General features: G+C 47.0%; 17 protein-coding genes. 6 read left to right on the forward strand and 11 right to left on the reverse strand.

Translation table 11 applies throughout. The features are described 5' to 3' along the window. Window positions 1-1,130 (forward strand): 16S rRNA (cytosine(967)-C(5))-methyltransferase RsmB (rsmB, locus tag ACUVJL_RS31755; protein WP_445249467.1); only part of this gene is annotated, 1,130 nt, incomplete at its 5' end. 117 nt (window positions 1,131-1,247) lie between these two features. Here rsmB and ACUVJL_RS31760 read toward each other — a convergent pair. The 8 genes from ACUVJL_RS31760 to ACUVJL_RS31795 form a co-directional block, all read right to left on the reverse strand. Further along, the gene (locus tag ACUVJL_RS31760; RefSeq protein ID WP_445249468.1) at window positions 1,248-3,755 is read right to left on the reverse strand and encodes a transglycosylase domain-containing protein; all 2,508 of its coding nucleotides are present in this window, start codon (window positions 3,753-3,755) and stop codon (window positions 1,248-1,250) included. Window positions 3,756-3,994: 239 nt separating this feature from the next. Beyond that, a complete protein-coding gene (gene chlG / locus ACUVJL_RS31765; protein ID WP_445249469.1) occupies window positions 3,995-5,005 on the reverse strand; it encodes a chlorophyll synthase ChlG in 1,011 nt (336 codons plus the stop codon). Between the two features lie 547 nt (window positions 5,006-5,552). After that, complete coding sequence (locus tag ACUVJL_RS31770) at window positions 5,553-5,615, reverse strand: DUF29 family protein (RefSeq protein WP_445249480.1); 63 nt, start codon at window positions 5,613-5,615, stop codon at window positions 5,553-5,555. 152 nt (window positions 5,616-5,767) lie between these two features. Next, window positions 5,768-5,914: a DUF29 family protein gene (locus tag ACUVJL_RS31775; protein ID WP_445249470.1), complete on the reverse strand. Its 147-nt coding sequence runs from the start codon at window positions 5,912-5,914 to the stop codon at window positions 5,768-5,770. After that, window positions 5,856-6,560 (reverse strand): helix-hairpin-helix domain-containing protein, encoded by a 705-nt coding sequence (locus ACUVJL_RS31780; protein ID WP_445249471.1) that lies wholly within the window; start codon window positions 6,558-6,560, stop codon window positions 5,856-5,858. Before ACUVJL_RS31780 ends, ACUVJL_RS31775 begins: the two co-directional genes overlap by 59 nt. A 264-nt stretch (window positions 6,561-6,824) precedes the next feature. Beyond that, entirely contained in the window at window positions 6,825-7,172 is a 348-nt protein-coding gene (locus ACUVJL_RS31785; protein WP_445249472.1) for an NINE protein, read from the reverse strand. A gap of 95 nt (window positions 7,173-7,267) precedes the next feature. Then, complete coding sequence (locus ACUVJL_RS31790) at window positions 7,268-7,480, reverse strand: hypothetical protein (RefSeq protein ID WP_333368352.1); 213 nt, start codon at window positions 7,478-7,480, stop codon at window positions 7,268-7,270. Window positions 7,481-7,833: 353 nt separating this feature from the next. After that, window positions 7,834-9,426 (reverse strand): lysostaphin resistance A-like protein, encoded by a 1,593-nt coding sequence (locus ACUVJL_RS31795; RefSeq protein WP_445249473.1) that lies wholly within the window; start codon window positions 9,424-9,426, stop codon window positions 7,834-7,836. A gap of 318 nt (window positions 9,427-9,744) precedes the next feature. Here ACUVJL_RS31795 and ACUVJL_RS31800 point away from each other — a divergent pair, with 318 nt between their 5' ends. Continuing rightward, window positions 9,745-11,106, forward strand: a complete 1,362-nt coding sequence (locus ACUVJL_RS31800; protein WP_445249474.1) for a histidine phosphatase family protein — start codon at window positions 9,745-9,747, stop codon at window positions 11,104-11,106. 51 nt (window positions 11,107-11,157) lie between these two features. On the opposite strand, the gene ACUVJL_RS31805 is transcribed toward ACUVJL_RS31800, so the two are convergent. Further along, window positions 11,158-11,331 carry a hypothetical protein gene (locus ACUVJL_RS31805; RefSeq protein WP_445249475.1) on the reverse strand — a complete coding sequence of 58 codons (174 nt, stop codon included), beginning with the start codon at window positions 11,329-11,331 and terminating at the stop codon, window positions 11,158-11,160. Window positions 11,332-11,350: 19 nt separating this feature from the next. Between ACUVJL_RS31805 and ACUVJL_RS31810 the strand changes: the two genes are divergently transcribed. The 3 genes from ACUVJL_RS31810 (at window position 11,351) to ACUVJL_RS31820 (ending at window position 13,765) form a co-directional block, all read left to right on the forward strand. Continuing rightward, window positions 11,351-12,667, forward strand: coding sequence for a dihydroorotase (locus tag ACUVJL_RS31810; RefSeq protein ID WP_445249476.1), 1,317 nt, complete (start codon window positions 11,351-11,353; stop codon window positions 12,665-12,667). A gap of 161 nt (window positions 12,668-12,828) precedes the next feature. Beyond that, window positions 12,829-13,584, forward strand: coding sequence for a 4'-phosphopantetheinyl transferase family protein (locus tag ACUVJL_RS31815; RefSeq protein ID WP_445249477.1), 756 nt, complete (start codon window positions 12,829-12,831; stop codon window positions 13,582-13,584). Window positions 13,585-13,636: 52 nt separating this feature from the next. Further along, on the forward strand, window positions 13,637-13,765 hold the full coding sequence (locus ACUVJL_RS31820; RefSeq protein ID WP_445249478.1) for a hypothetical protein: 129 nt from the start codon (window positions 13,637-13,639) through the stop codon (window positions 13,763-13,765). A 124-nt stretch (window positions 13,766-13,889) separates the two neighbouring features. Here the strand turns inward: ACUVJL_RS31820 and ACUVJL_RS31825 are convergent, their stop codons facing one another. Beyond that, entirely contained in the window at window positions 13,890-14,630 is a 741-nt protein-coding gene (locus ACUVJL_RS31825; RefSeq protein ID WP_445176604.1) for a winged helix-turn-helix domain-containing protein, read from the reverse strand. A 111-nt stretch (window positions 14,631-14,741) separates the two neighbouring features. Further along, window positions 14,742-14,900, reverse strand: coding sequence for a hypothetical protein (locus tag ACUVJL_RS31830; RefSeq protein ID WP_333134438.1), 159 nt, complete (start codon window positions 14,898-14,900; stop codon window positions 14,742-14,744). A 264-nt stretch (window positions 14,901-15,164) separates the two neighbouring features. Here ACUVJL_RS31830 and ACUVJL_RS31835 point away from each other — a divergent pair, with 264 nt between their 5' ends. Beyond that, window positions 15,165-15,911, forward strand: coding sequence for a creatininase family protein (locus ACUVJL_RS31835; protein WP_445249479.1), 747 nt, complete (start codon window positions 15,165-15,167; stop codon window positions 15,909-15,911). Window positions 15,912-16,151 lie beyond the last annotated feature (240 nt).

Here is a 16,151-nt window from a genome sequence, read left to right on the forward strand (position 1 = left end):
CCCCCCCAACCCCCCCTTACCAAGGGGGGGCTAAGAGTGTGGCAAATTCCCCACAGCAAGCAGAGACTAAAACCCCCTCTAACTCCCCCCCTTACCAAGGGGGGGCTGGGGGGGGTGTGAATTCCCCAGAGCAAGCAGAGACTAAAACCACCTCCAACTCCCCCCCTTACCAAGGGGGGGCTGGGGGGGGTTTGAATTCCCTAAAATTACCCGAAAACCCAGTCCAACGCCTAGGAATTCTGCACAGCTTCCCCGACTGGCTAGTAGAATTGTGGCTCGAACAAATAGGCGAAACGGAAACAGAACAACTATGTGAATGGTTCAACCAATCCCCCACAATTGACCTGAGAATCAATCCCTTAAAAAGCTCGATCGCCCAAATTGAAACCGCCTTCAAAACCCAAAACATCAGCGTTAGCAGAATCCCACACTTGCCACAAGCATTAAGACTAAATGGCACCATCGGCGCAATTCAAAACCTCCCCGGATACAGCGAAGGTTGGTGGACAATCCAAGACAGCAGCGCTCAATTAGTCACCCATTTACTAGGGCCCCAGCCAGGGGAAACTATCATCGACGCCTGCGCCGCGCCGGGGGGAAAAACCACCCACAGCGCCGAATTAATGCAGGATGAAGGCACAATTTATGCCTGCGACAAAACCGCCAGCAGACTCAAAAAACTTAAAGAAAATGCAGACAGACTCCAGATGAAATCCATTAAAATTCATACCGGAGACAGCCGCCATTTCCCAGAGTTTGTTAACCTCGCAGACAGAGTTTTACTAGACGCACCTTGTTCCGGCCTCGGAACCCTCCACCGCCGCGCCGACGCCCGCTGGCGCCACACGCCGGAAAACATTCAACAACAATCTCAACTGCAATCGGAACTGCTAGCAAATGCAGCGACATTTGTCAAGCCAGGCGGCCTATTAGTTTATGCAACTTGCACAATTCATCCCTTAGAAAATGAAACAGTTATTCGATCGTTCTTAGACAGCAATCCTCACTGGCAAATAGAACCGCCAACAATTGATTTACCCGTACAACCCTCACCGGAAGGATGGGTAAAAGTTTGGCCGCACCGAAATCAAATGGACGGCTTTTTTATGGTGAGGCTAAAGCAAGATTAGATTTGTAGATTGTGATTTACCGCCCGGAGTGGGGAGGGGTTTATGAGATTATTGGTTTTAGGCGATTATTGTTGGTGAAACCCGCGCCGGAGGGTGGCAATTGTTGGTAAAACCCGCTTAATATCCAGGTTCTTGATAAGCAGGCTCTTGATAAGCAGGCTCTTGCGGTGGGTAATACTTCGGTTCAGGATGGGGATTGTAAGGGACGATCGCCCCATCCTCATTCACAATCATCCCCCGAATAATCCTATTAGGCTGCACCGGTTTAGCCTTAATACTGCCTTTGCGGCCTTCCAACTCCGGCAACTTCGGAAACTTCTCAACCGGCATTCCCTTAACAGCTTGACTCATAAAATCGCGCCAATTATACGCCGCCGTACCGCTAGTTCCCCACGTGGGATAATTGTCATCATTCCCCAGCCAAACCCCAGTCACCACCTGTGGAATGTAACCAATAAACCACAAATCCCTGACATTTTCCGAAGTACCGGTTTTGCCCGCTACAGCGCGATCGGACAAAGCCGCAGGCCCCCCCGTACCGTTTTGCACAACACCCTCCAACATCCAAGTAGTAATCGCAGCACTATCCTTATCCAAAACCCGCTTCGGTTTAAAATTAGCCTGATAAATCACATCTCCCCGCTGATTAATCACCCGAGTAATGCCGTGGGCTTCAATAAAATTCCCTTGCGATGCTAAAGTACCGTAAGCATTGGTTAACTCCAGCAAATTCACCTCCGAAGAACCCAAAGCCAGGGAATAAATCGGACTCAATTTAGACTTAATTCCCATATCGTGGGCTAATTTTATCGCCGGTTCAAACCCCACATCCATCAACACCTTGACAGCTACGACATTCACCGAACTCGTCAAAGCATCAGAGATCGATCGCCAACCGCTAAATTTCTTGCCATAATTATTCGGTTGATAGCCGTCGATAATAATTGGTTCGTCTTCGTAACTGTCATAGGGAGAAAAACCAGCCGCCATCGCCGCGGCATAAACCAACCCTTTAAACGTCGAGCCTGGCTGCCGCAAAGCCTGCGTAGCGCGATTAAACTGACTTTCCTTAAAATTTCCGCCGCCCACCAGCGCCTTAACTTCCCCAGTCTTAGTGTCCATAGAAACTAAAGCCGCCTGTTCAAAACCTTGACGGCGGCCATCAACTTCGATCGCATTTTTAATAACCTCTTCCGCTATTTTCTGCCACTTCAAATCCACCGTCGTCTCAACAGTCAAACCGCCAGCTTCCAAAGCATCCGGAGAAACATAGCGCGGCAATTCCTTCCGAATGTAACTAGCAAAATAAGGCGCCGCCACTTGAAATCGCTTCGGCGGACTTGGTTTAACCGTCATAGGTTCCGCCATCGCCTCCTTCGCCTGAGCCTCTGTAATTACCTTCGCTTCCTGCATTTCTTGCAGCACAAGATTGCGGCGTTGCTTAGCCATATCCGGATTAACCAAAGGCGAATATTCGCTCGGTGCCGGCGGCAAACCCGCCAAAGTTGCCATCTCTGCCAAAGTTAATTTATCGACTGTTTTGCTAAAGAACACCACCGCGGCATCCGCCACCCCGTAAGCATCCGAACCCAAATAAACCAGATTTAAATACCGTTCTAAAACTTGGTCTTTACTCAACTCCCGCTCTATTTTCTGAGCTAAAAGAGCTTCCCGTACCTTCCGCCTAATACTTCTTTCCTGATTGAGAAAAACAACGCGAGCCAATTGTTGAGTAATTGTACTGCCGCCCTGCACTAAATCTCTCGCTATCAAATTAGAAACCATCGATCGCACAATACCTTGATAATCCACCCCGCGATGTTTGTAAAAACGGCGGTCTTCTATGGAAATAAAAGCTTTAACCAACTGTTCGGGAATTTCTTTAAGTTGCAGTTTATCTCTTGTTGCAGGTCCCGACTGCAACAATATCGTATTATCTGCCGCCTTAATTGTCAGTGTCCCGTCGCGGTTAAAGGCAGACAAATCGTTAACATCCGGCAAACCTTTGTCTAAGGTGTACAAAATCCATAAACAGTAGATTAAAGCGCCCCCGCCTATACTGGCCACACCTAAACTTATCCAAAATCTATGGCGGCGGGAGAGCCGTTTTTTAGTATTTTCCTGCGCTGCGCTATTTTCCTGTAGTGCCGTATTTTCCTGCTGTTCGGTATTCTGCGCTTCGCTATTTTCCGGCAATTCGCTACTATCGGATTTTTGGGGTAATTTAGTTCCCAGCAAACTTAATCCCGGCCGCAACAATTCTTTTCCCTTGGTTTGCAAGCTGGTAACTTGAGGTTCAATTTCCAACCAAGCGATTAAGCGCTTCAACCCTTCCCAATCGCGCTTGACTATTGGATATCGAGCGTATTCTGGCTCTAAATATTCTGACTCTAAATATTCTGACTCTTCTAGAGGTGCAGCATCTTCTGATACCACATACTCCGCTCGCTCATCCCTTGTCCGTGTAAAAAATTCCGCCTCCGATTCCGGCGAGTTGAGCTTATTACCCTTCGCAGCCTTCGGCGGTTCTCCATCGGAATTACCGCTTATTGCGTTAGTGACTTTGCTCAATTTATCTTTGATATTTGAGAAAAATTCTGCCACGTTCAGACCTTCAAACCTCATCAAGTCCGATTAAAAATTAAAAATTAAAAAAGCTAGCTTTATTCAATTCTTAATTTTTAATTCGACATTTTTTCTTGAATAACACGCTGCCTTGAATTAGATTTTTTGAATTAAAAACTTTTTAATTCACCACTCAAAATTCAAAACTTTTCTTAACAATGCAGAGCTTGGTATTTTTTTGAGAAGTGAATTAGATTTTTTCAATTCAAAATTTTTTAACTCAAACCTCAAAACTCTGCTTAACTCGCATGACCCAGTGCCAAGGCTGCTACCAGCATACCCAAAACCAGGAAAGGCTGAGCACTTGCCTGATATTTAACATCATTTTCCAGGGGATTGCGCAAAAAGTACATATCCTGAAAAGTAATTTGGGGAATTATCAGCAGCAGCAGAATGACAGCGTAAAGGTTTTGGTGGATGCTGATCAGGTAGCCTGCAATCCCCGCTTGAAATATGTCGATCATCAACACGCAAATCCAAGCTGCGGTGCCGATGCCAAACATCACTGGCAAAGATTTTAACCCTAATTGCCGATCGCCTTCAACACTTTTGAAATCGTTGACGATCGCAATCCCCAGCCCTGCCAAACTGTAAAACAGCGTCAAGATCATAATGGTGGGATCTAGTGTACCAAACAAAGCTTGACCCGCCCACCAAGGCAGGGCAATGTAGCTAGCACCCAGGGCATAATTTCCCAACCAGCCATTCTGCTTGAGTTTCAGCGGGGGCGCAGAGTAGATATAAGCTAGAAACGCACCGCCAAGAGTCAAAACAGTCATTGTCGGGAATTCATGACCCGCCCACAAGTCTAGAGCATAAGCCACCCCAATGCCAGCGGCTAATAATACCAATATTTGCGTTACTACTTGGGGAATCGAGATGATACCGGAGGGAATCGGACGGTAGGGCTCGTTAATGGCGTCGATGTCGCGATCGTAAAAATCGTTCAAAGTTTGAGTGTACCCTGCCAGCAACGGTCCTGACATCAACATACAAGCTGCTGCGATCGAGAAATTCTCTAGGTTCCAAACATAGTTTCCAGAAGACGCCGCCCCGCACACCACGCCCCAAATTAGGGGAATCCAGGTAATCGGTTTCATCAGTTGCAAGCGAATCTTCCAGATGGAGGTTTCCCCGCTAGCGGCCCCTTTCATGCCCAACAGTTGCCTAGTTTTGGCACTGCGGTTTTCGGTAGCAGCACTCGACGGTGCGGGTTCTGGGGAGATTTGGGATGGAGGAGAGTCAGACATAATTTGATGTTAGCGGTACTGCTACTCTTGTGTCGTTTTGCATTTCAATAATAATTCAGATAGCTTACCACTGATATTTAAGGCAGAGTCTTGAAAACTTATTCCCTTTTAAAAAAATAATGCCACTGTAGGCAAGCTTCAAACCCCGATAGTCACGAGTCTTTCCCCAATCTCAAATCTCAAATCTCAAATGGTAGTACCCCCCGATTGGAGTTGATTCTAGGGAAAAGTACGAGTTTCACCAATATATGTTAATATCATTATTCTGTGTAAATGTCAAGAGGATAAATACTTTTTTTAAGAATTTCAGGCGGGCCCGCCTGCTGGGGGAGTTTTTTACCAGCAGGTGCATTGAATGTCAATTACCAGGAGGCGATCGAGCTTTTTTGCCATGCTACCCTTGAATCATCTCATCTGGCAGAAAATCAATCAATCGATTTTAGATTTTAGATTTTAGATTTTAGATTAAAGAGATGGTACCACTTCTTTGAGGTGGTTGAATTTGCCACTTAAGCAAGTCCAGGATAATTACCACCAGGTTACTTTCTCAACTCCGGCGTTCACTTCGCCCCATGTCTTCTATTTCTGCAATCAGATGTTCCCAGTCGATATTTCAATTGTCGCGACCCCGCAACTTTTTCACAGTGGTTTCAATCCATCTATCGATTTTAGATTTTAGATTAAAGAGATGGTACCACTTCTTTGAGGTGGTTGAATTTGCCACTTAAGCAAGTCCAGGAGAATTACCACCAGACTACTTTCTCAACTCCGGGGTTCACTTTGCCCCATGTCTTCTATTTCTGCAATCAGATTTTCCCAGTCGATGTTTGAATAGTCGTGACCCCGCAAATTAACAAATATGGCGGTAGGAATCAAAAGGCAGTCCCGTCCGCCGCTTGACTTCGACAACTGATTTGTAAGCGCCTTTTCTCTGCCTTTCTCTAACTATTTTTTCCGCAACAACCCGATCTAAACCGCTGGCGATTAACTCTTCCGGCGAAAGAATATTTAACCGCTTCCAAGTAAACTGCAATTCTTTTTGATAATTGTAGCTGAAGCAAATCATCGGGGCGATACGTCTGACGTGACTTTCGGGAACTCCGGCTATTTCTGATAACTCTTCGGCGTGGGTAAAAATGTAGCCTTCGTTTTGCAGAGATTCAATATCGTTGGCGTAGACGATCGGCAAACCCAAGATTCTGACCATATCATCTTTGGTACACTCATTAATATCTATTTTGCCGCGCACGTTTGCCAGTTCTTCGGCATTTGTTGCAGTTGCCGGAACCAGTAAACCTCTGGGTGCGGTTTTGATGAGATAGCGCTTTTTCAAACTAAAAGCAGTGACAATTTGAGCAATCCAAACGATCGTACCCAAATTAGCTGATGAAGATACCGCTAGTGCTGCTAAAGTAATGGCAACACCCCATCCCATCCAACTGCGAATATTTGACTTTTGACCTGCATAGGCGATCGCCAATCCCCCGAAGTAGGGAATAAAAGCATACCACACCCAATTTGGAGTTTGACGCAGCCAGTATAAATCTTGAGACACTTTAGTTATATCCTTAAATAGCTGTGATCTCACACTTATTTCAATCCCACTTTTTTAATAGTGGGCTTCCTTCTTCCTTCTTCCTTCTTCCTTCTTCCTGACATCCGTTACATCCGTTACATCCGTTACATAATCCGTTGCCGAACTTCCTTCTTCCTGACATCCGTTACATCCGTTACAGAATCCGTTGCCGAACTTCCGACTTCCATCGGACTGACATCCGTTACATCCGTTACAGAATCCGTTGCCGAACTTCCTTCTTAATTACAATTCTCGCAGCAGTTTTTGGCGTTTTTCTTCATATTCTTCGGCCGTAATGGCGCCCAGATCGTAAAGTTTTTTTAATTCGCCGATCGCCCCTGTTACATCTTTTGCCGATCTGAGGACATACCCAGACGGCAACATTCCGCCATTGTACTGTACCTGAAAAGCTTGTTCCGACATCAGCAGCAGGCCGATAAAATCGAAAAATGCGATCAGTGACGGAATTAATGTCCAAGAAAATAGCAAGTATAATACCCCTGCTAAGTTATTGCCCAAATAAAATTTGTGAATTCCGAAACCTCCTACAAAGAACGCTAAGACAACTGCTACGGTTTTATCTTTTACCATTTTTACTTTCCCCATTTTTTTTATTTTAACTTCCGCGATCGACCTTTAACCCTCGACCTTTAACGAGCGAGCTAAGTAATCTTACTAATTTTTACTCATTTATTTGGGTTTTTGCGAAACTTAGACATCGCAAAATACAGCAGAACTATACCGGCTTGAGCTTGTAGAATGACCAAGTAGCCTCTCAAGAAATAATTTAGTTCGCTGCCTGAATTGAGAGAAAATATTAAAATGCCCAAGGCTGCGTAGGGTGCGAAACGCATCCAACTCGGCGTTCCCTCTAACTTGCGGCTGTTCAAATTGCTCATTGGGTTTAAGCCTCATCCTAACTTAAAATTTACCTATAAATTAGCCGGATTGTCAACTTCCGTGTGGTACGATCGCCCGGGTCAGTGCCTCAATCATCAGCGGACAAGATATTACTTCCATGTTAAACCAAGTTTTTCCGCTAAAATAAGCGACCGGGGCCCGTCGCTCTGGCTCTGTTGCTGATATTACAGATTAGGGTGAACCCGCCCCTAATGAAATTCCGGTTATTTTACCGGACTACATATCAGGGGCGCACCGAGCACCCTACTGCTGTTTTTGGCAAGAGTCGATCGCCCTGACCATCACTGTCAAAAAAACCCCGTTAATTCACAATTATTAACAACCGTCGGAATTAACTCGCGCCGCCGCCCAAAAGAAACAGACTCAGGAGAGTACCGCTGTTCCAAAGACTGTGGAGAAGCATAGGAGCGAGGAGATTGCGCGATCGCGTGTACACAAACCCCAAAACCGAACCCAAAGTCGCCAAAGGCAGAATCTCAGAGACACTCAAGTGAGCCACCGCAAACAAGAAAGCAGAAGCTGCGATCGCCCCCCAAACAGGCAAATAGCGAGTCAGAGAAGGCAGCAGAAAGCCCCGAAACACAATTTCCTCAAAAACCGGAGCGGCGATCGCAGCAGTGCCAAAAAACACCGCCAAAGCCACGTTGTCCCTACCTTCGAGAACGATCGGCAAAATCGGATTACTGCCACCTTGTCCCTGCCAAAATTGCTGATTGATCAGCGACACCAAAACTACCAAAGGCAAAGCTACAAAATAGCCGCCCAAACCCCACAAAAACCAACTTCCCCGCCAATTAATCCGAAACCAACTTTCAGGCAAAGGCAAAAAAGACTTGACTGAAAAATACAGTACCGAAAGCCCCCCCGCCGACAGCAACAAATAAGTAGCAAAGATATAAAAAGCCTTTTCGCGCGGGTCAAAAGTAGCAGGATTGAGTTTTAAAACAGCCAGAGAAACAGGCAGTAACAAATAGGGAATTAAGATTTGCCCGACAAAGAAAAAGCCGACCACAAGTACCTGCCAAACAATCTCACCATCCCAAGGCACATCCCAAGTCAAGCTCGCATTTCGCGCCAACACCGGGCCGGAACCTGCTGTATCTAACTGCTGCCGCTGCAACAGCCACTGCACAGTCAAACCAACCAGCAAAACCGTGCCAATACAAAGTGCGATCGCCGGAACGCCAACTATAATTGCCAACTTTTCTACAGCTTGCTGGGCCGTTGATTGCTCTGCTGCTTGCAGCGCCACCAGCTCTTTAGAACGTTCTTGCAGCTTGTAAAGTTGAGCTAGAGCGCGATAGCGAAACCAGCCATCCAAAGACTTTTGAATGCTCGGCTCGGCATCCGGCAGCAGTTGAGCCGGATTGCTCCAAATTCCCGTTAAAACTTTAGCAGTTACCGCCGAAGAGTCGTAATCAATTTGAGTGTTGTAGCGCTCAACTAAATTTTTCCAAGTTTGGAGCGCCGCCTGAGTTTTGCCGCTGCTTGCCTGCAAAATTCCTAAGCGCAAGTCAAGTTCGTTTAGCAGCGCTGACTGTTGCTCTATCGACTCTGACAAAGCTTTATTTTGAGCCAAGTTCAGAGTATTATCAGCCGACTTGGAGGCGATGGGAGACTCAATTGCTTTAAATTGTGCTTGAGTTGTTTCGAGAGTTTGGCGAGTCGATTGTCGCGCTTCTTGATACTGCGTCAAAGCCGTATTTAAAGGATCTGCACCGACAATATTGTTGCGTGCCGAACTTAAATTAGCACTCTGATTATTTTCTCCTTGCCACTCAGAGGCGTGAAGCAGCAAATTTGTCTGGTAGAGTTCCAGCCGGCTTTGAATTTGTGGCTGATTCCAACTAGCAACTAAAGATAAACCCACCAAGGCGATCGCGATCGCCGTTAAAATACCTAAAATCACCCGCTTCAGTGTCATTCCTGCTTTTCCGTCCCGCGCGAATCCGTGGCTAAATCTTTTCCGTCTTTAATCATAGGTCGTTGCAGACGAGAGTATCCCGACAACTGGTAAAATTTCACTGGCTCATCTTTTTGACTCTGCTCAACAAGACTTACGCCACAAATCCTCGCTCCGCCATGTATGCGTAAGGTTCACACCGAGAGTGCAGCGGTGCTTATGACGCACTCTACAGGAGTAGTGTGGCATAAGCCGATGTATGAGGTAAGATCCGCACGGCGCAACCTCTGCGGGGTAGCCGGCTAAATCTAAAATCTAAAATCTAAAATCTAAAATCGAATGACTCGAATTATCTTAGTCCGTCACGGCAAAAGCACATACAATCAAGAACGTCGCATCCAAGGCCGCCTGGATAAATCGATTTTGACAGAAGCAGGCCGCAGCGCCGCCCTGCAAGTAGGCGACACACTCAGCAGTATCGCCTTTGATGCCGCCTATACCAGTCCCCTACAACGAGCCAAAGAAACAGCCGAAATCATCCTCAAGTGCTTGACAAATCCGCCGCAGCTCCAGCCAACGGATCAATTGATGGAAATCGATTTGCCTCTGTGGGAAGGAATGCTGCGCCAAGATGCGATCGACAAATTCCCCGAAGCATATCAGCAGTGGCAAAAACAGCCAGACAAATTTTCCATGAAACTGCCATCTGCTGACGGAGAAATCGAACACTTCCCAGTATTAGCCGTTTTTGCTAGCGCCCGAAACTTTTGGAAAGAAATTTTATCGCGCCACCGGGACGGCACAATTCTAGTAGTAGGTCACAACGGAATTAACCGCGCGCTAATCGCTACAGCATCGGAAATTTCCCCGGATTACTATCAATCGATTCAACAGTCAAATTGCGGAATTAGTGTCATTAATTTTGGAACTTCCCCTGTTACCAACGATGAGCAAGCAGATCCGAAAAAGAAAGTTGCAGTTCAATTAGAATCGCTAAATTTAACAGCCCATACCGGGGAAATTTTTCCCAAACCGAGGGACGGACACCGGGGCCCGCGCTTGTTGCTGGTGCGTCACGGCGAAACAGACTGGAATAAAGCAGGTAAATTTCAGGGGCAAATTGACGTACCTCTCAACGATAACGGCCGCGAACAATCCCGGCGGGCAGCAGAATTTCTCAAGGATGTAAAATTAGATTTTGCGATCAGCAGTTCGATGCTGCGCCCGAAAGAAACGGCGGAAATTATTCTCAAATATCACAGCGATTTGCAACTAGAACTCCGCGACGAGTTGAGAGAAATCAGCCACGGACTTTGGGAAGGAAAGTTTGAATCAGAAATAGAACAATCCTATCCGGGTTTGCTCGAAGAATGGAAAACATCACCTGAAACAGTGCAAATGCCCGAAGGAGAGAATTTGCAGCACGTTTGGACTCGGGCGATCGCATCTTGGCGACAAATTGTACAATCAGTTTCTGGTACTGGGATTGTAGTTGCTCACGATGCCATTAACAAAGCAATTCTCTGCCACCTATTCGGTTTAGAACCAGAACATTTCTGGAAATTCAAACAAGGAAACGGAGCCGTTAGCGTGATAGATTATCCCCACGGCCCCGATGGTTTGCCGGTATTACAAGCGATGAATGTCACAACTCATTTGAGCGGCGGCGTTTTTGACCAAACAGCCGCAGGAGCACTGTAATCAGTAAAGTGATCGGCCCGCACCCGAAGAGTGGGGCCGGCATACTCTCCCCTACCCTTCCCCCGCCTGAAAAAAGTTTAAAAGTTGATAACAACCGCGCCCGATGGTTAGGAAGTTCTTAATAGCTGAAACCGTTGATTTTATTCCCACTTCCATCGGACTTCTTCCTTCTTCCTTCGTGTCCTTCGCGTCTTCGCGGTTCGTACCTCCTTCTACCTTCTTCAATATATTTAAATCTTAAGTTATGAGCCGCGAACTGCTACAAAATGTACGAGTCCTAGATCCAGTTTCAGGGAGCGATCGCATCGCTGATATTCTAATTGCTGAAGGTAATATCAAAGCAGTTGAGGAAAAAATAGCTGAATTTCCCGCTGACACAGAAGTGCGGGATTGCCAGGGACTGATTTTGGGGCCGGGGTTAACTGACATCTACAGCCACAGCGGAGAACCGGGTTTTGAGGATCGAGAAACCCTGGAATCCTTGATACAGGCTGCGGCGGCTGGCGGTTTTACGCGGCTGGCGATTTTGCCGGATACCTCGCCGCCTGTTGACAATTTGGCCGGTTTAGCGTTGTTGCAGCAACATATCCGCAATTTGTCGCCCGGGGGGCCCCGCTTGTATTTTTGGGGCGCGCTGACAGCGGGCGTTAAAGGGCAGCAGATGGCTGAGTTGGGCGAGCTGGTCTCCTCTGCGGTGGTGGGTTTTGCGGACGGTTTGCCGCTGTCTAATCCGGCTCTGGTGAGGCGTTTGCTTGAGTATATCCAGCCTTTGGGCAAGTCTGTGGCTTTGTGGCCGTGCGATCGAACTTTAGCAGGAAATGGCGCGGCGCGGGAGGGTGCGGTGTCGGTGCGCTTGGGTTTGCCAGGAATTCCGGCGAGTGCGGAAACTTCGGCATTGGCGGCAATGCTTGAGTTGGTGGCATCTGCGGGGACTCCGGTGCACATTATGCGGGTTTCTACGGCGCGCAGTGTGGAATTGATTCGGGATGCGAAGGCGCGGGGTTTGCCGGTGACTGCGAGTGTGACTTGGATGCACTTGCTGTTGAATGTCGGGGCAATTTCAGGAAACTCGAAAAATTTCGGCGGGGGGAAAAATGCTCTGACTGCTTCGTTGGCCTACGATCCGAATTTACACCTAGAACCGCCGTTGGGCAATCTCAACGACCAATTAGCGTTGATTCAAGCTGTGAAAGATGGGGTAATTGATGCGATCGCGATCGACCACAACCCGCATACTTATGAGGAGAAAACTGTGGCTTTTGCTGATAGTCCGCCCGGGGCTATCGGTTTGGAATTAGCTTTGCCTTTACTGTGGCACGGACTGGTAGAAACGGGGGAATTTTCGGCTTTAGAACTGTGGCGAGTTTTGAGCGCAGGGCCGGCCGTTTGTCTCGGGCAAACCTGCGCCACGGTTGCACCAGGTGTCTCTGCTGAGCTGATTCTGTTCGACCCGGATATGAGTTGGACTGTTGATGGGCAAAGTCTGAAGTCGCGATCGGCAAATACGCCCTGGTTGGGGCAGCAATTAGCGGGAAAGGTTGTGCAGACTTGGATTTATTGACAATCAAGCAATAATCTCAAATCTCAAATCGATTGACCGTTGGAATTAAGACTTATTTAACGAACCGCGAAGTCGCGAAGGGCGCGAAGGAAGAGAAAGAAGAGAAAGAAGATGAGCGGTAATTTGGTACGTGGAAGCTTTGGATAAGGCAGGGTAAATATATGATTGCTGTTGTTCCTTTGTGGAATTCCCCACCGCTAGACTTGACATTGGATCTGGGCGAAATTCATGTTTGGCGGGTCTCTCTGGCTCAAACAGAATCTTGCTTGCAGAGTTTACAACAGACTCTCTCGACCGACGAGCGGACAAAAGCCGATCGTTTTGTGTTTCCAAAAGATCGATCGCAATTTATTGTGAGTCGTGGCGCGCTGAGAGCGATTCTGAGTCGCTATCTTAACATAAGTTCTCACATTTTGCGCTTTGACTACAATCCCTACGGCAAACCTTCTCTCATCGTCGCCCAAGGTGGAAATACCCTGCGTTTCAATTTGTCTCACTCTCGGGGGATGGCTCTAATTGCTATTACCAAAAATCGAGATATTGGTGTGGATATTGAAGGCCTAAATGCCAATTTTTATTGTCTGGAGATTGCTGAAAAGTTTTTTTCACCCTTAGAAAATTCTGTTTTGCGTTCGCTTCCAGAACATCTCCAAGCTACAGCTTTTTTCACCTGCTGGACTCGCAAAGAAGCCTACATTAAAGCAGTCGGAAAAGGACTTTCTATTCCCCTGAATAAGTTTGATGTCAGTCTCGCACCAGGAGAACCAGCAGCGCTGTTAAATGTTGAAGGAAATCCCGAAGAAGCATCGAAATGGTCTTTAATTGAATTATTTCCCAGTTCATATATGGTGGCGGCTGTTGCGGTTGCAGGAGATTGCTGGAAACTTCATTGTTGGGAGTGGACAGGGGAGTTTTGATTTATACTGAGATGTTGCACCATTCTCAATAAGCTTTTTATGAACAGGCAAGATGCCTATTCCACAAGAAAATTCACTCTTTGTGGAACAGGCATCTTGCCTGTTCTTGAGAATGGTGCAAGATGTGAGTTTATACCGATCGCGAGCGAGTAAAAAAGAACGGCAACGGTGGCTGCAATAGCTCTACTGGTTGCACCTCCAAGCTATTGTATAGCGCACCCTACATAGACAAATAAGGACACAAGAATGTTGTGTCCCTACGTCAATTCGACTCCAACTTGCAACCCTACAACTGATTTAAAAATTCAACCAAATCGATAGCCGAACCCACGTACCGTAATGATATATTCCGGTTGACCCGGATCGATTTCCAACTTTTCGCGCAGCCAGCGGATGTGCACGTCAACTGTTTTGCTGTCTCCGATAAAATCTTGACCCCAAATTTTTTCCAGCAACTGATCGCGAGACCAAACTCGCCGGGGATAACTCATAAATAGTTCTAGTAAGCGAAACTGTTTAGGAGAAAATTTCACTTCCAGACCGCGAACCAACACCCGGCACTCTTCAGGATACAGAGTTATGCTCTTATATTGCAGCATCCTCGGTTCCGGTAACCGACCGAGGCGCTGGCGTCGCATCAGCGCCCGACACCTAGCCATAAACTCCCGCATTCCAAAAGGCTTTGTCAGATAATCATCGGATCCGGCTTCTAGGTAAAAAGCGCAATTGTTGGCACTTCCTCTAGCACCGATAATCAAAATAGGGACCGGATTTCCTTGATGCCGTAACATTCGACACAGATCCAAACCGTTAATTGAATCCATAATTAACAGGTTGAATGCAAATTCACCGTGGTATGACGAAGAAGCCTGTACAGAAGGCAGAGCGTTGCGCCCGTCGCTAGTAACCACCACCTCGTAGCCCTGTTCTTTAAGGGCTAAAGCTAGCATTTCCCGCAACAGGTCTTCACCTTCCAATAACAAGATTCGGCCAGCTTGTCCAACCGCCAGCCTTGAAGGACTTTCGCTTAATTCAGCAGAAGACATAAATATCAGTGGGAGTTATGTTTGTATGTGGCTAGCGAGAGGGGCCTTGTTCGGTAGCTGAGGCACTCTCGCGCGGAGATCGCTTGTACGATCACCAGAAAGTTCGATCGCTTAAAATCCTTCCCCAGTCCATCCCACAGACACGCGCTCGACCTTTGCTACTTGCTCATGCAAGGAATACAGCCCTAGAGCAGTTGCCGGAGTCGCGCTGTCTGCCTGCGTTCTGGCCTCAGAAGTCTGGTCATTTTTAGGGGTCGGTGTTAATTTCATCCAACATTGCCCGCTGTTAATCGACCAGGTAACACCCAATCTATAGGGAGATGCTTGCTATACTACTCTTAAAAGGTTATTAAAAGGTAAAGTTTTGGTAATCAAGTGGTTAAATTATTAAGGTTAAGTAATATAACTGTAAAGTTGTGCTCGCACTGTAGAACCTTTTTTAACAAGACAATAAGAAGTTTGTCCAAAGTCCTTTTTTTTCCCGTGCCGGCTACGATCGACCATAGCAAGTAAAAATTCTGTAGACTGCCTATCATGTTGCTGCATTTGAGTACCTGGGCCGAGGTAGAAGCTTATCTCGATAGCTCCCGAGGCATAATTATCCCGATCGGCTCCACCGAACAGCACGGGCCCACCGGCTTGATCGGCACTGACGCCATTGCTGCGAGTGCGATCGCCCGCGGTGTCGGCGAAGCTGCCCATGCCTTAATCGGCCCGACAATTAATGTAGGCATGGCCTTGCACCACACCAGCTTTCCCGGCACAATCAGCCTCCGACCGCAGACTCTGATAGTGGTAATCAGGGATTATATCACCTCTTTAGCAAAAGCGGGATTTGTAAAATATTTCTTCATTAACGGTCATGGTGGCAATGTTGCCACCATGAAAGCAGCATTTTCCGAGACTTACGCGCATTTGTCTGACTTGAATTTACCGAATGCCGAAAGAATCCAGTGTCAAATCGGCAACTGGTTCATGTGCGGTTCAGTCTACAAACTCGCAAAAGAACTGTACGGAAACCAAGAAGGTTCTCACGCCACCCCCAGCGAAATCGCCTTAACCCAGTACCTTTATCCAGAAGCAATCAAGCAAGCTCCGCTTTCGGAAGAAGTCGCTTCCGGGTACAAAATTTACGGTGCTGCTGATTTCCGCCGCCGATTTCCCGACGGCAGAATGGGTTCAAATCCCGCCTTAGCAACTCCAGAACACGGTAAGCAGTTTTACGAATTAGCAGTCAAAGAATTGACTGATAATTATTTGGAGTTTTTAAATTCCGATTAACGTTTTTTCTTCTCGTTACCAGGAAGAGCCTGGTAACGAGTAAAAATCTCCAACTCTATCGCTTTTCCTAATTATTTATAATTTGTCGTGTCGATAGAACGGATAATAATTTTAAGTTTTGACCATAAATTATCAATGGGCTACAAATCCGGCGAAGAGGGCAATAAGGAATGAGAATTAAATAACTTCCACAAGTTTGTGGGATGGGCGTCCCGCCCGTCCAAAAAGGACGGGCGGGAC

It is taken from the genome of Microcoleus sp. OTE_8_concoct_300 (genome assembly GCF_031383065.1).
GTDB lineage: Bacteria > Cyanobacteriota > Cyanobacteriia > Cyanobacteriales > Microcoleaceae > Microcoleus.

What these genes read in the sequence shown, in the direction of transcription:
- ACUVJL_RS31760 (WP_445249468.1), bottom strand. Translation starts at nt 3,755, where the DNA reads ATGAGGTTTGAAGGTCTGAACGTGGCAGAATTTTTCTCAAATATCAAA.
- chlG (WP_445249469.1), bottom strand. Translation starts at nt 5,005, where the DNA reads ATGTCTGACTCTCCTCCATCCCAAATCTCCCCAGAACCCGCACCGTCG.
- ACUVJL_RS31785 (WP_445249472.1), bottom strand. Translation starts at nt 7,172, where the DNA reads ATGGTAAAAGATAAAACCGTAGCAGTTGTCTTAGCGTTCTTTGTAGGA.
- ACUVJL_RS31790 (WP_333368352.1), bottom strand. Translation starts at nt 7,480, where the DNA reads ATGAGCAATTTGAACAGCCGCAAGTTAGAGGGAACGCCGAGTTGGATG.
- ACUVJL_RS31795 (WP_445249473.1), bottom strand. Translation starts at nt 9,426, where the DNA reads ATGACACTGAAGCGGGTGATTTTAGGTATTTTAACGGCGATCGCGATC.
- ACUVJL_RS31800 (WP_445249474.1), top strand. Translation starts at nt 9,745, where the DNA reads ATGACTCGAATTATCTTAGTCCGTCACGGCAAAAGCACATACAATCAA.
- ACUVJL_RS31810 (WP_445249476.1), top strand. Translation starts at nt 11,351, where the DNA reads ATGAGCCGCGAACTGCTACAAAATGTACGAGTCCTAGATCCAGTTTCA.
- ACUVJL_RS31815 (WP_445249477.1), top strand. Translation starts at nt 12,829, where the DNA reads ATGATTGCTGTTGTTCCTTTGTGGAATTCCCCACCGCTAGACTTGACA.
- ACUVJL_RS31820 (WP_445249478.1), top strand. Translation starts at nt 13,637, where the DNA reads ATGCCTATTCCACAAGAAAATTCACTCTTTGTGGAACAGGCATCTTGC.
- ACUVJL_RS31825 (WP_445176604.1), bottom strand. Translation starts at nt 14,630, where the DNA reads ATGTCTTCTGCTGAATTAAGCGAAAGTCCTTCAAGGCTGGCGGTTGGA.
- ACUVJL_RS31830 (WP_333134438.1), bottom strand. Translation starts at nt 14,900, where the DNA reads ATGAAATTAACACCGACCCCTAAAAATGACCAGACTTCTGAGGCCAGA.
- ACUVJL_RS31835 (WP_445249479.1), top strand. Translation starts at nt 15,165, where the DNA reads ATGTTGCTGCATTTGAGTACCTGGGCCGAGGTAGAAGCTTATCTCGAT.